Origin of the sequence: Bradyrhizobium sp. USDA 336 (assembly GCF_044908355.1) — a bacterium.
In the GTDB taxonomy this organism is placed as follows: Bacteria; Pseudomonadota; Alphaproteobacteria; order Rhizobiales; family Xanthobacteraceae; genus Bradyrhizobium; species Bradyrhizobium yuanmingense.
Map to the genome: position 1 here is coordinate 440,176 of NZ_JBIYDC010000002.1, position 12,633 is coordinate 452,808.

The window sequence follows — 12,633 nt, forward strand, 5'->3', positions numbered from 1 at the left end:
CTCTCAGGCCTCGGCCGTTTGCCCGACACGAGTCCTAGAGGTGCGCGCGGCGAAGTGTCCAAGTTCAAGGCAGTATCGATCGATGCTGTTTTTGGATCGATGGAACGGCGAAGTGGGGGATGATCGCTGTTGGGAAACCCTATCAAACCACCGCTGTCATTCCCCGCGAAGGCGGGGAATCCAGTACGCAGCGGCGTCTCGATTCAATCACTGCTGTCACGGAAGTACTGGATCGCCCGGTCAAGCCGGGCGATGACAGTGAGTGTGTGGAGACAGCACGCTATTGCTGCGCGCTGGGCAGCAACTGCGGCAGCAGTCCGCGCGTCACGTTCGGCGGCACGGCGTCGAGACCGAGCACGGCGCTCGCGGCCGGCAGCGCCGCGTCGGCCATCGCGGCATGGCCCTCGGCGCTCGGATGCACCGCGCCGCCATAGACGGCGGAGAGCACGCCCCAGGCCGCATCGTGGATGTCGGTCGGCTGGCTCGCCGCCGGCAGGCCTTGCGGATAGGTCATCGCGGCGAAATAGCTGTCATTGGCGTCGCGGATCCAGCGCGCGCGGGGCAGGTAGGCGCGGTATTCCGAGGCGCCGCGGCCGCACAGCATCGGCTGGCTCGCCGCGCTGACGATGTCGGGATCGAAGCTCTGGCCGTTCGCGGCAAAGCAGCTGCGGTCGAATTCGGGATCGTTGCCGGAACGGGCGCAGAAGCCGTGCTCGGCGAACGCGGCCTGGTGCGCATCGACGAAGGTCATGCGGTCGGCTTCGGGATCGCGGCACAGCGCACCGCGGGTGCAGGTGGCGAGCCCCTTCAGCTGCGGCAGGAATTCGCTGTCGACGAAGGCGGAGACGCGGGAAAGGCGCTGCGGATCGGCATTGAAGGACGGGTGGATGTCGAAGCCGGCCCGGCCGCCGCGGCAGGGCGCGCCGCCGTCGGCGAGCGCAGGATTGGCATAGGAGACATAGACCACGTGCGAGAGGTCGCCGCCGACCAGCGGCTTCAACGCCTCGCGCAGCTTGACGAAAGCCTGCGGCAGCTCGCGTTGGAGCGCATCGCGGGAATCGTCGACGCTTGCCATCACGCCGGAGCGGCGGAACAGCGCGCGCTCGGTGGCGGTTTCGACGATGACGTCGGCGACCAGGCCGGAGAAATAGACGTCGTTGGCGCCGACCGAGAGCAGCACGAGATCGAGCGTGCGATCGGGCTGGCGCTTCTTCGCCGCGGTGACGGCTTCCCGCAGCTCGGCGACTTGCGCGTTCACGCTGGTGTTGCAGACGCCGGTCTTGCCGGGCGGGCATTCGCGGGCGCGCTGCGAGCCGAGCAGCCCGTCGACGATGCTGGCGCCAGTGCAGGCGAGCGGCAGGAAGGTCACGGCGATGTGGGTGTAGCGCACCGCGAGTGCCAGCGCGGTGCGCGCCTGATAGCTGTAGAGCGATCGATGGCACGGCGCATTGAACCAGAGCGCGCTGTAGCGCTGCCAGTTGGCGAGCGTATCCGGCGCCTCGCAGGCGCGGCCGCCCTTGAAGCCGTGGCGGCTCGGCCGATAGTACTGCTCGCCGGCGGTGCCGAGATAGGAGCGGAAGCAAAAACCTTCGTCCGACAGCGCCAGTGGCCGGTCCGGGTTGCCTTCGCCCGAGGCGATGCTGTCGCCTAGACCTGCGATGAAGATGTCGCGGACCTGGATCTCGGTCTGGACCCGCTGGGTCGGATCGGAGCCGGCCGAGACATCGACGGTCGCGACCGTCTGCTTGCCGTAGCGGACGCGCAAATTGATCGGCTCGGCGCAGTCGAAGGTCGAGCTCTGCGGCCCGTCGCCGTCATCGAACGACCAGGCGCAGGTGGCGCCGACCGGCACCGCACCGGTCAGGCGCACCGTCACCGGATGGTCGATCGGCGTGATGTAGTTCTCTTTGACATTGTCGCGGGTGCAGGGCTGGTTGACCCGCCCCTGCAGATCGATGCACAGCCGGTTGACCATGTTGCGGGCCCAGCCGCGGCCCTCGCTCTGGAGCTCCAGCGACTGCTCGGCGGCCAGAATGCTGCGGTTACGCGCGTTCTCGACATGGAGCAGGAAATCACGCTCCTCGCGGAATAGCCGGAAGCGGTTACGCACCTCCCAGCTGATCTGCATGGTGCCGGCGTCCTGCGCGGCGGCACGCTCGGGCAAAGCGAGGAGGCTGGTAAGCAGCACGGCGCCTGCCGAAAGGGTGCGAAGGAATACGGAAATCATGGCCCGCGTCTTCAACGGCAAAGTTGAGGCGGAAATAAGAGAGGATTGCGCGCCGGCCCGCAACCTTTGTCCGATGATTCCGAGGTGCCTTCGGCGGCTCAGCGCTTGCCGGCCTGCCGCAGCAGCCGTTCGCGCTCCATCGGCGTCACCTCCTTCGGCAGGTTGGCCTGCGCGCAGGCTTCCGCCAGCCGCCGCCGCTCCTGCCACGGTGCGACCACATTCATCCAGAGCTCGCGCATGCCCATGATGGAGATGGCGAGGCCGAACGGGATCACGAAATAGAGAATGCGGAACACCAGCAGCGTGGCCAGAAGCTCCTCGCGGCCGAACTGGGGCAGCGCCACCAGCATGGCGGCATCGAACACGCCGATCGAGCCGGGGGCGTGGCTGGCAAAGCCGATCAGGGTCGCCAGGATGAACACGACCGCGAGCGACATGAAGTCGATCGGCGGGTTAGCCGGCATTAGGAGGTACATTGCGGTGGCGCAGAAGCCGAGATCGACGACGCCGATCAGGATCTGCACCAAGGTCAGCGGTGCCGAGGGCAGCACCACCTTCCAGCCTTTCTGGCCGAGCTCGCGGCGCTTCTCGCCCATGCAGAGCCAGACCAGATAGGCGCCGATCGATGCGAGGCCGCCGAGGGCGATCAACCGATTGAGCGAAGAGGGGAGCTGATCCATCGAGGAGGCCGCATCCGGATGGACGGCCATGCCGATCGAGAGCACGAAGATGTTACCGAGCCAGAAGGTCAGGCCCGACAGGAAGCAGATCTTCGCGACGTCGATCGCGTTCAATCCGTAGTCCGAATAGATCCGGAAACGGATCGCGCCGCCGGTGAAGACCGTGGCGCCGATGTTGTGGCCGATCGAATAGGACGTGAAGCTGGATAGCGCCGCGATGCGATAGGGCACGTGCTTCTTGCCGATCGTTCGCAGTGCAAAATAGTCGTAGAAGGTCAGCGTACAGAACGCGAAGACGACGCAGATCGCCGCCAGCCCAATGTTGCCGCGGGGAATCTCCGTCAACGCGGTCAGGATGACCCCGGTATCGATGCCCTTGAGGGTTCGCACCAGCGTGGTGATCGCAAAGGCGATGATGAAGATGCTCGCGGCAACTCCGAGCCGTCGCCAGCCGATCCATCTCTTGAAGCCGCGCTTCAGCGCGGGCAGCAGTCCGTGCATTCATCCTCCCGGCGGGGGGCAAGATCGACCGGGCCAGGCATTGGCCGGTCGGGTGCGATCACGGCCAAAAGGAAGGCATCGATCGCTAGGCATGATCCAGCTCATTTAAGGCAAAATCAGCGGCTTGTGCAGCCCTTGACAACAATAGGTTCTGCGTTCGGCGAGCAACTTTGTCATACGCGGTTCATATCGGCGGCCCGTTAAGCATATGAGTCGCGAAACCCGGCTCCGTCCGCGCGCTCACCGTGCCGGCACGATCTCAAATCCCGGCGCCGTCCGCATTGTTCCAGCGCAGGCCGCATCGACGTTTTTGGAACGTCGATGTCGCGTGGTCGTTAGGCTCCATCAGCAATCGAACATGGCGGAATACGCGGCATTTTCGCACGAGCCGGCGCCTCCGTGTTCCCAACACCCGAGGATCGGAACGATGGGACTGTTCACAAAAGACATCAAGACCATGAACGACCTGTTCGTGCATCAGCTCCAGGACATCTATTACGCCGAGCAGCAGCTCACCAAGGCGCTGCCGAAGATGGCGACCAAGGCCACTGATCCGCAGCTGAAACAGGGCTTTTTGACGCACCTCGAGGAAACCAAGCAGCACGTTGCGCGGCTCGAGGAGGTCTTCAAGATGCACGGCGTCCCCGTGAAGGCGGTCGACTGCCCGGCGATCGATGGCATCATCGAGGAAGCCGACGAGACCGCCGGCGAAGTCGCCGACAAGGCGGTGCTCGACGCGGCCCTGATCAATGCGGCGCAGGCCGCGGAGCACTACGAGATCGTCCGCTACGGCAGCCTGATCGCCTGGGCCAAGCAGCTCGGCCGCAACGATTGTGCAGCGGTGCTCGCCAAGACGCTCGAGGAGGAGAAGGCGACCGACCAGAAGCTGACGACGCTCGCCGAGAGCAAGGTGAATCTGCGCGCGGCGAGCTGAGAAGAGGAAACTACGAGCGCCGCGCGACGCTCCGCGCGGCGCTTTGCTTGTTCGCTTCCCGCTGCCGTGGTGCTGCTTCGGTGCGCCGTCAGGATCAGCAATGTGAGCGAAATCGCTCATCTTCCATTCACCACTTCCGGAGCAGATTTGTAGCCGGTTACCGATCGTCCACCACTGTCGGCTCAAATGCGGGTCGATAGGGGCCGGCAATGTATCAAGTTCTCTACTGTCTCACCGACGAGCATGACTGGCGACTGGTGGCCCTTGGGGGCGCGGTGTGCCTGCTCGCCAGCGCCGCGGCGATCAGCCTGTTTCAGCGCGCACGCGCGACGCACGGAGCCGGGCGTCTGGCCTGGATCGCCCTGGATGCGGCCGTCAGCGGATGCGGCATCTGGGCGACGCATTTCATCGCGATGCTCGCCTATGGCCCCGGGAGCGCCGGCGCCTACAACATCCCGGTGACAATTCTGTCGCTGATGCTTGCGATCTCCTTGACCTTCGTGGGCCTCAGCATCGCCGTGGCGTCCTCGCGCCCGGTGTGGATCGCCGTCGGCGGCGCCATCGTCGGCCTTGGTGTCGCGGCGATGCATTACACCGGCATGGCGGCGCTGGAGATGCCGGCACGGCTGGATTGGATCGGGAGCACGGTTGCCGCCTCGGTGCTGTTCGGAATCGTCTTCGCAGCGCTCGCGCTGTTCGTCGCCGCGCGAGGTGACGGGATTCGGCATGCGCTGAGCGCGACTGCTCTGTTGACGCTGGCGATCGTTGCCCATCACTTCACCGCGATGGGCGCGGTGCTGCTGACGCCGGATCCGACGATCGCGATCAGCGGGCTCTCGGTCCCGCCGGCCTCACTGTCGTTCCTGACTGCCAGTGCCGCCGTCGCGATCATCGCGATTGCGCTCGTGGCCGCGCTGCTCGACCGCCGCGCCAAGGGCGAACTGGGCCGCCAGCAGATCGTGCTGGACAGCGCGCTGGAGAACATGTCGCAGGGGCTGTGCATGTTCGACGCCGACGGCAAGATCATCCTGTTCAACGAGCGCTATGCCGCGATGCTCCGTCGAACCGACGTGCCGCTCACCGGCCGCTTGCTGGTCGACGTGCTCAGGGAAGAGCAGGCCAAGGGCCAGTGGCAGGGCGACGCCGATGAATTCTTCGCCCGCCTCGTCGCCGACGCGCGCGAGGGCCGCACCACGACCGACGTCGTCAACCGGTTCGGCCGCTCCATCCGGGTCGTCAACCAGCCGATGCAGGGCGGCGGCTGGGTCGCGACCTTCGAGGACATCACCGAATGGCTGGAGGCGCAGGCCAAGATCTCGCACATGGCGCGCCATGACGCGCTGACCAGCCTGCCGAACCGGGTTCTGTTCCACGAACAGCTCGAGCAGGGACTGCGCCAGACCAAGTCGGGCGACCAGCTCGCAGTGCTTTGCCTCGATCTCGATCACTTCAAGGACATCAACGACTCGCTCGGCCATCCCATCGGCGATGCGCTGCTCAAGGAGGTCGGCCGCAGGCTCGAGGCCACCGTCGGCGAACAGGACACCGTGGCGCGGCTCGGCGGCGACGAGTTCGCGGTGGTCCAGATCGGACGCTCCGAGGAGATCGCCGCGCGAGCGCTTGCCGGACGCCTCGTCGAGGTGATCTCGGCGCCTTACCAGATCGACGATCATCAGATCGTGATCGGCGTCTCGATCGGCATCTCGCTGTCGCCGCAGGACGGCAGCAATCCGGACGAGCTGCTCAAGAACGCGGACCTTGCGCTCTATCGCGCCAAGGCGGACGGCCGCGGCACCTATCGCTTCTTCGAGACCGGCATGGATGCGCGTGCGCAGGCGCGGCGCCTTCTGGAAATGGATCTGCGCGCGGCGCTGCAGCGCGACGAGTTTCAGGTCTATTACCAGCCGATCCGCGAGGTCGCCAGCGGTCGCGTCGTCGCCTTCGAGGCGCTGCTGCGCTGGAACCATCCGCAACGCGGGCTGATCGCGCCCATCAGCTTCATTCCGCTTGCGGAGGAGACCGGGCTCATCGTTCAGCTCGGCGAGTTCGTGCTGCGCTCCGCCTGCACCGACGCGGCCACCTGGCCCGACGATGTCGACGTCGCCGTCAATTTGTCGCCGGTGCAGTTCAAGAGCCCGAACCTGATCGCGGCGGTGACCGAGGCGTTGGCCATATCGGGACTCGGTGCGCGCCGCCTCGAGCTCGAGATCACCGAATCCGTCCTGCTCCAGAACAGCGAGGCGACGCTGACGACCTTGCACGAGCTGCGTGCCATGGGCGTGCGGATCTCGCTCGATGATTTCGGCACCGGTTATTCGTCGCTGAGCTATCTGCGCAGCTTCCCATTCGACAAGATCAAGATCGACCGTTCCTTCGTATCGGAGCTGGCGACACGCGAGGATTCCATGGCAATCATCCGCGCCGTTACGGGCCTTGGCCGCAGCCTCGGCATCGTCACCACGGCGGAGGGCGTCGAGAACAATACGCAGCTCGAGCTGCTCCGGCGCGAGGGCTGCACCCAGGCGCAGGGTTATCTGTTCAGCAAGCCGCGGCCCGCCTCGGATGTCGCGATCATGCTGGATCGGCCGCGGCTGCGCGCGTCGGCTTGAGAGGTCAGCTTCGGCGCAGCGCGAAATGCGCGCCGCAGAACGCCATCACGGCGCCGAGACACAGGGCTGCAAGCCCGGCGAGCACGCCCGAGACGGTCGGGACCGGGCTCGGCGCCGACGCCGCCTGACCCGCTCCCGCAAGCAGCAGCACGCCGACCGCGATCAGGAATTGCCGCATCCGCTGCGGGATCTGTCCGGAGACGGCGCTCTGCATCAGGCTCGCCGTGAAATAGCCGCCGGAGAATCCGACGGTGGCGATCAGCCACCAGGCGATGGCGGCGCCCGCCGGAATGAACTCATGCGTGTCGGAGCGCCAGAGGCGGCCGAGATCGAGACCGTAGCGCGCGCCCAGCATGTGCACCGCGAGCGCCAGCAACACACCGGAGATCATCGCGGCGCCGAGAATCAGGCGGCGCGGAAAAAAGGTCGTCTCAGCCATGTCTCGCTTGTAGGATGGCCGGGGGCGATCGCGCAAGCCGATCGCCCAAGCGATCGCCCATGGGTTCGTTGACGACATGCCGGGAGCGGAAGCGGGTTCGACCACGAGCTATGCCTACAAGGCCTCGCTGATCGGCTCGGCGCATCGCTTCGAGCTGACGGAGCAGGGGCTGTCCTGGCACATCGCCGGCCGCTCCGGCCTGTGGCGCTATGACGAGATCTCGGCGATCCGGCTGTCGTTCCGCCCGGTGTCGATGCAGCAGCACCGCTTCCGCGCCGATATCAGCCGCACTGGCGGCGGCCGCATCGCGATCCTGTCGACGAGCTGGCAGACCGCGGCGCTGATGGCGCCGCAGGACAACGGCTTTCGCGATTTCCTGATCGAGCTGCATGCGCGGATGGCCAAAGCCGGCAGCCGCGCCGAATTGACCGCGGGCCTCGGCCGCAAGACCTATGCGGCGGTGCTGGCGTTCCTGGCCGTGCTCGCCGTGGCAATGGCGGGGCTGTTGATCCGCGCGCTTCTGACCGGCGAACTCGCCGGCGTGCTGTTCATCCTCGGCTTCGCCGCGCTGTTCGCCTGGCAGGTCGGCGGCTTCGTGCGGCGCAACCGGCCGCAGAGCTACAGTTTCGATCGCGTGCCGAAGGCCCTGCTGCCCTAAAGCGTTTGCGAGCGAAGTGAGGTCCGGTTCGCGTGAAGAAAACGCGTCAAATGAGAGCCCTACTCCGTCGAATCGAAATCGTCCTCCTTGGTGCCGAGCAGCGAGACGATGGTGCGCAGGCCGGAATCGAGCTGCTCGGGCGAGGGCGGGGCCAGCGCGAGCCGCACCGCGTTCGGCGCATGACCGTGCGCGATTGCAAAGGTCGAGGACGGCGTCAGCGCGATGCCGCGCCTTGCTGCTGCGGCGACGAAGGTCTGCGAGCGCCAGTGCGGCGGCAGCGTCAGCCAGAGATGATAGGAGCGCGGATCGGCGGCGAGCTGGTAGCCGGAGAGCAGCCTAGCGGCGGTCTGCTGTCGGCGCGCGGCATCGATGCGTTTCAGTCGGGTCAGCTCGGCGACGGTGCCGTCGGCCATCAGCCGCTGCCCGGCCGCGAGCGCATGGCCGGAGGCGATCCAGCCGCCGGTCCGCACCGCGCTCATCACACTCTCGCGCAGATGCGGCGGCGCGACGAGGATGCCGAGCGCGAGCCCCGGCGCGACCTTCTTGGACAGGCTGTCGAGCACGATGCAGCGGTCGGGCCCGAGCGCGGCCAGCGGCGTGTCGTCGGCGAGGAAGCCGTAGACGATGTCCTCGATGATGGTCAGATCGAGCTTCTCGGCGACGCGCATGATGTCGGCGCGCCGCGTCGCGTTCATGGTGACGCCGAGCGGGTTCTGGATGATGGGCTGCAGATACAGCGCCGACAGATGCGCCTCGCGATGGGCCTTCTGGATGGCGATGGCGTCGGGCCGCGCGCCGAACTCGTCCATGGGGATCGGGACCAGCGTCACACCGAGCCGCGCGGCGATGCTCTTGACGTAAGGGTAGGTCAGCGCCTCGACGCCGCAGCGGCCGCCGGTGGGCACCAGCGCGGCAAGTGCGGCCGCCAGCGATTGCTTGCCGTTGGCGGTGAAGAAGATCTGCTCGGGCTGCGGCGAAAAATCCTTGCGTGCGAGATAGGCAGCCGCGGCAACGCGGGCGCTCTTGGTGCCGGTGCTGGTCGAAACGCGCAGTGCGGATTCGAGCGCGTCGATGCGCTCGAGCCCCGCGAGGCTCTTGGCGATCATCGCCCATTGCTGCGGCAATAGCGGGTAATTGACCTCGAGATTGATGCGCGCGTCGGCCGGCTCGCGCATGGTCTCGACTTCACGCCTGACGTCGCCGGAGATGAACGTGCCGCGCCCGACCTCGCCGACCACGAGGCCACGGCGGAGCAATTCAGTATAGACCCGGCTCGCGGTCGAGACCGCGATGCCGCGGTCATAGGCAAAATTGCGCTGCGGCGGCAGCCGGTCGCCGGGCCTTAACGTGCCGTTAGTGATATCGGCCGCAATGGCGTCGGCCAGCTTCACATACTCGAACTTGGACATATTGCACCGAGAGCAATGTTTTGCTTGCTCCGAGGAGTGTACTGGAGCATTTAAGTTCCATCAAGTTCCGCGATTGAGCCGAGGAGAGCGAGAGCAATCCGGCGGCAAATGAGGTGCAGGCGCCCACTAGCGTCCGCGCCAACGGCACCTGCTTCGCCGCGCGGGACAATAGGCCGGAGAAGAAGAATGACCACGATCTCGCAAACTGCCGGGCGGACTTTACGCCCATCCTCATCGGGCGGATTTTTCAGTGCCCTAGCCCTGCGCCTCACCGCGCTGTTCGACCGCCTGGAGCGCCGCTCCGCCGTCAAGACCCTGAACGAGCTCGACGACCGCGCCCTGCGCGACATCGGCATCACACGCAGCCAGATCGAGGATGCCGTGTACGGGCAGTTCAAGACCGAGCTGTCGCGGTATCTGTGATACTCGCGTGTCCAGAAGCGCTGCAGCGGGAAACGCTGCTGCGCAGAGCCGGGACCCAGCGGATCGCACTCGCTGACGCATGGGCCCCGGCTCTGCAGCGCATCACTTCGTGCTGCGCAGCGTCCGGGGCACGGAAGCGCGAGTGTGGCTCGCAATGACGGAGTCTGCCGCCCCTCAATGCCTGACCACCAGCACCGAGCACTTGGCGTAGCGCACGACGTGGCCGGCGTTGGAGCCGAGGAAATAGGTGCGCATCGCCGGGCGATGCGAGGTCATCACTATCAAATCGGCCTTCACGTGCACGGCTTCCTCCAGGATCTCGTGATAGATGCCGCCCTGGCGCACCACGCTGGAGATGCGGGACGGCTCGATGCCGGATTCCCGCGCGACGATGGCAAGCGCCTCTTCCGAGGTCTGGCGCTGCTGCTCGTCGAAATCGGCCGGGACGTACTCGGCCAGCATCACCGGCGTCATCGGCAGCACGTTGAGCAGGCGCACGGTGCCGCTCCAGGTCTGCGACAAAGTCGCCGCGGTCGCGATCGCCGGCTTGGCGAGATCGGTGTCGGCGAGGTCGATGGGCACGAGGATGGACTTGAACATCTGCGCCTCCCTGAAGACCAAGCTGAACAACCGGTCGAGACGGCGCCCGCGCGTCTCTAGCTCGATCGAAGCAGCTTGGGGCTGACGAACAGCACCAGCTTGCCGCGGCGGTAAGCCACGTCACCCCAATCCTTGACGTCAAAGTCGAAGATCGCAAGCCCCGCTGTGGGCAGGTTGTCGCCGAGTGCCTTGGCGCCATCGGGATCGCCGCCGCCGATCAGCATCAGGGCGACCTCATGCATGCCGGGATTGTGGCCGATCAGCAGCAGCCGCTTCGGATCGGCGGGGGCGGTTGCGGTGCGAATGGTGTCCAGGATCTGCGCGGGATCGGCGCCATAGAGTTCCGGCAGGACCTCGACCTGCGGCGCCGGGACGCGGTCCTTCATCGCCTCCCAGGCGATGTCCCAGGTCTGACGGGCCCTCACGGCGTGGGAGACCAATACGGTATCGGGGAAGGGCGGATGGGCCGCGATCCAGTCTCCCATCCGCGCGGCATCCTTGTGACCGCGGTCGTCGAGCCGGCGGTCCTGGTCACGGCCGCTCGGTGCGTCGGTCTCGGTCTTGGCGTGACGCAGCAGCATCAAACGGCGCATGGCATTCTCGAATCGTTCCACGTCCACGATAATCTACAGGCGCCGGTTGAGGACAAGGTGACAGGCGCCCGGTTGGTATCTTAAGAAACGCTATGAGCGAGACTTTCACAAGCGTGTCCCAGGAAGAAGCCGGCTTTCGCGACCGCGTGCGGCTGTCGTTCGATCTCGATGCCGACATTTGTGTGATCGGGGCGGGCCTGGCTGGGCTTACCGTGGCGCTGGAGGCGGCCCGGCTCGGGGCCAGCGTCGCGGTGCTCGAGGGTCGGCATATCGGCTGGAACGCCTCCGGCAACCAGCTCGGCACCGTGATGCCGGGCTTTGCGCTGCCGCTCACGGACCTGATCGAGCGCATCGGCTTGGAGGACGCCCGCGAATTGTGGACCCTGTCGAAGCAGGGCGCCGCGTTCGTCCGGGCCAACGCCAGCGAAGAGAGCATGCCGGGGATCGGCCTCAGCGACGGCGTGCTGGAGGTCTCCAATGTCGATGCAGGCGACCGGCTGATCAGCCGGCTGCAGATGCTGAACGAGGATTTCGATACCGAGGTCGAAGGCTGGCAGGTCGATCGCGTGCGCGAGGCGCTCAAGACCGATCATTACTTCCACGGCGTGTATTATCCTAGAGCGTTCCAGGTCGACGGCCGGAAATATGTGCACGGCCTTGCGGCGCTGGCACGGCGGGCAGGCGCCCGCATCTTCGAGGACACGCCGGTCGTCAGCATCGATCATTCCGGCATCCGCAAGCGCATCGTCACGCCCTCGGCGCGGCTGCGGGCGAGCCACATCGTGCTCGCCGGCAACATTCATCTCGGCGCCCCCTCCAAGCGCCTGTCGGAGACGCTGCTTCCGGTCTGGCGCTATGCCGGCGTGACCGCGCCGCTCGGCGAGCGTGTGCACGAAATCATCGCCTTCAAGGGATCGGTGATGGATTCCGACGGCGTCGACCATTTCCGGGTCGTCGACGGCGACCGGCTGATGTGGGAGAGCCCGGAGACCACCTGGGCCGCGCGTCCGCAGCGCTTCGCCGGCGCCATCAAGCGGCGGATCCGGACGATCTTTCCCGAGCTCGACAATGTCGAGATCACCGACATCTTCGGCGGCGCCACCGGCCAGACCGTGCACGGCATGCCGCAGATCGGCCAGCTGCGCAAAGGCTTGTGGGTGGCGAGCGGCTTCGGCCGCCAGGGCATGAACACCTCCGCCATGGCCGGACAGATGATCGCGCGCAGCATTTTGTGGGGCGATGAGCGCTGGAAGCTGTTCTCGCCGTTCGAGCTGGTCTGGGCGGGCGGCGCCACTGGGCGCGTCGCCGGCCAGCTGGTCGGGATCTGGGGCAGGGCGAGCTCCGCCGCCGCAGGTGCGCTCGCCCGCTACCGCGAGCGCGCCAGGGTCAAGGACAGGCAACGCGAGGCCCGCCTCGCCGAAGCCAACCGCGCCGCCGGCACCGGTCCGCGCCGAGCGCCGCCCGGCGTGCGACCCCGGCCGGCGCCACCGCCGAAAGCCGCGGTCGGCGCTGCGGAACCGGTCGTGCACGAGGACCGCGTCTCGCAATAAGTTGAGCGAA

The 12,633-nt window shown here is 66.5% G+C and carries 11 protein-coding genes; 5 read left to right on the forward strand and 6 right to left on the reverse strand.

What is annotated here, in order from left to right:
• Positions 1-280: 280 nt before the first annotated feature.
• Positions 281-2,227 (reverse strand): hypothetical protein, encoded by a 1,947-nt coding sequence (locus ABIA45_RS02830; protein ID WP_404651035.1) that lies wholly within the window; start codon positions 2,225-2,227, stop codon positions 281-283.
• A gap of 98 nt (positions 2,228-2,325) precedes the next feature.
• Entirely contained in the window at positions 2,326-3,408 is a 1,083-nt protein-coding gene (locus tag ABIA45_RS02835) for a YbhN family protein (RefSeq protein ID WP_271540529.1), read from the reverse strand.
• 427 nt (positions 3,409-3,835) lie between these two features.
• On the opposite strand from ABIA45_RS02835, the gene ABIA45_RS02840 reads away from it, so the two are divergent.
• Both ABIA45_RS02840 and ABIA45_RS02845 read left to right on the forward strand, forming a co-directional pair.
• The gene (locus tag ABIA45_RS02840) at positions 3,836-4,342 is read left to right on the forward strand and encodes a ferritin-like domain-containing protein (RefSeq protein ID WP_036015620.1); all 507 of its coding nucleotides are present in this window, start codon (positions 3,836-3,838) and stop codon (positions 4,340-4,342) included.
• Between the two features lie 209 nt (positions 4,343-4,551).
• Positions 4,552-6,951 (forward strand): EAL domain-containing protein, encoded by a 2,400-nt coding sequence (locus ABIA45_RS02845; RefSeq protein ID WP_404651036.1) that lies wholly within the window; start codon positions 4,552-4,554, stop codon positions 6,949-6,951.
• A gap of 4 nt (positions 6,952-6,955) precedes the next feature.
• On the opposite strand, the gene ABIA45_RS02850 is transcribed toward ABIA45_RS02845, so the two are convergent.
• The gene (locus ABIA45_RS02850; protein WP_275511895.1) at positions 6,956-7,390 is read right to left on the reverse strand and encodes a hypothetical protein; all 435 of its coding nucleotides are present in this window, start codon (positions 7,388-7,390) and stop codon (positions 6,956-6,958) included.
• A gap of 76 nt (positions 7,391-7,466) precedes the next feature.
• On the opposite strand from ABIA45_RS02850, the gene ABIA45_RS02855 reads away from it, so the two are divergent.
• Positions 7,467-8,048 carry a hypothetical protein gene (locus ABIA45_RS02855; protein ID WP_036015625.1) on the forward strand — a complete coding sequence of 194 codons (582 nt, stop codon included), beginning with the start codon at positions 7,467-7,469 and terminating at the stop codon, positions 8,046-8,048.
• Between the two features lie 59 nt (positions 8,049-8,107).
• On the opposite strand, the gene ABIA45_RS02860 is transcribed toward ABIA45_RS02855, so the two are convergent.
• Positions 8,108-9,457 carry a PLP-dependent aminotransferase family protein gene (locus ABIA45_RS02860; RefSeq protein WP_404651037.1) on the reverse strand — a complete coding sequence of 450 codons (1,350 nt, stop codon included), beginning with the start codon at positions 9,455-9,457 and terminating at the stop codon, positions 8,108-8,110.
• Positions 9,458-9,643: 186 nt separating this feature from the next.
• Between ABIA45_RS02860 and ABIA45_RS02865 the strand changes: the two genes are divergently transcribed.
• Entirely contained in the window at positions 9,644-9,880 is a 237-nt protein-coding gene (locus ABIA45_RS02865) for a DUF1127 domain-containing protein (protein ID WP_036015631.1), read from the forward strand.
• A gap of 174 nt (positions 9,881-10,054) precedes the next feature.
• Here the strand turns inward: ABIA45_RS02865 and ABIA45_RS02870 are convergent, their stop codons facing one another.
• Positions 10,055-10,480: a universal stress protein gene (locus ABIA45_RS02870; RefSeq protein ID WP_036015633.1), complete on the reverse strand. Its 426-nt coding sequence runs from the start codon at positions 10,478-10,480 to the stop codon at positions 10,055-10,057.
• A gap of 56 nt (positions 10,481-10,536) precedes the next feature.
• Positions 10,537-11,073 carry a histidine phosphatase family protein gene (locus tag ABIA45_RS02875; protein ID WP_157280824.1) on the reverse strand — a complete coding sequence of 179 codons (537 nt, stop codon included), beginning with the start codon at positions 11,071-11,073 and terminating at the stop codon, positions 10,537-10,539.
• Between the two features lie 92 nt (positions 11,074-11,165).
• Here ABIA45_RS02875 and ABIA45_RS02880 point away from each other — a divergent pair, with 92 nt between their 5' ends.
• Complete coding sequence (locus ABIA45_RS02880) at positions 11,166-12,623, forward strand: NAD(P)/FAD-dependent oxidoreductase (RefSeq protein WP_404651038.1); 1,458 nt, start codon at positions 11,166-11,168, stop codon at positions 12,621-12,623.
• Positions 12,624-12,633: the final 10 nt, after the last annotated feature.

Excerpts from the sequence above, each read along its gene's own strand:
- ABIA45_RS02830 (WP_404651035.1), bottom strand. The coding sequence starts at position 2,227 with ATGATTTCCGTATTCCTTCGCACCCTTTCGGCAGGCGCCGTGCTGCTT.
- ABIA45_RS02835 (WP_271540529.1), bottom strand. The coding sequence starts at position 3,408 with ATGCACGGACTGCTGCCCGCGCTGAAGCGCGGCTTCAAGAGATGGATC.
- ABIA45_RS02840 (WP_036015620.1), top strand. The coding sequence starts at position 3,836 with ATGGGACTGTTCACAAAAGACATCAAGACCATGAACGACCTGTTCGTG.
- ABIA45_RS02845 (WP_404651036.1), top strand. The coding sequence starts at position 4,552 with ATGTATCAAGTTCTCTACTGTCTCACCGACGAGCATGACTGGCGACTG.
- ABIA45_RS02850 (WP_275511895.1), bottom strand. The coding sequence starts at position 7,390 with ATGGCTGAGACGACCTTTTTTCCGCGCCGCCTGATTCTCGGCGCCGCG.
- ABIA45_RS02855 (WP_036015625.1), top strand. The coding sequence starts at position 7,467 with ATGCCGGGAGCGGAAGCGGGTTCGACCACGAGCTATGCCTACAAGGCC.
- ABIA45_RS02860 (WP_404651037.1), bottom strand. The coding sequence starts at position 9,457 with ATGTCCAAGTTCGAGTATGTGAAGCTGGCCGACGCCATTGCGGCCGAT.
- ABIA45_RS02865 (WP_036015631.1), top strand. The coding sequence starts at position 9,644 with ATGACCACGATCTCGCAAACTGCCGGGCGGACTTTACGCCCATCCTCA.
- ABIA45_RS02870 (WP_036015633.1), bottom strand. The coding sequence starts at position 10,480 with ATGTTCAAGTCCATCCTCGTGCCCATCGACCTCGCCGACACCGATCTC.
- ABIA45_RS02875 (WP_157280824.1), bottom strand. The coding sequence starts at position 11,073 with ATGCGCCGTTTGATGCTGCTGCGTCACGCCAAGACCGAGACCGACGCA.
- ABIA45_RS02880 (WP_404651038.1), top strand. The coding sequence starts at position 11,166 with ATGAGCGAGACTTTCACAAGCGTGTCCCAGGAAGAAGCCGGCTTTCGC.